At 54.7% G+C, this 274-nt stretch carries 1 protein-coding gene; it reads left to right on the forward strand.

The annotated features are described in order from the left end of the window. Positions 1-274 (forward strand): hypothetical protein (locus H5203_RS22615; RefSeq protein WP_182768458.1); only part of this gene is annotated, 274 nt, incomplete at both ends.

Consider the following 274-nt stretch of genomic DNA (forward strand, 5'->3'; position numbering starts at 1 on the left):
GCGATGGCGCGAATAACCAATCGCGCACCGTGACGGCCGATGGCTCTGGGGCATGGACTATCAGTGGTAGCGAGTTTGATGTCAGCAGCTTTAATAATGGCACGCTCACCGTCAGCGCCACACAAAGTGATGCGGCGGGTAACACCTCCAGTGCAGCCAGCACCTCAGTGATTTTAGATAACGCAGCACCGAATGCCTTGACCATAACGACCCCGATTGAGGTTGATGGCCGGATCAATGCTGTAGAAGATGGCAGTGTATTGATCACCGGCTC

This window comes from Pseudoalteromonas sp. SG41-1 (genome assembly GCF_014164575.1).
Lineage (GTDB): Bacteria > Pseudomonadota > Gammaproteobacteria > Enterobacterales > Alteromonadaceae > Pseudoalteromonas > Pseudoalteromonas rhizosphaerae.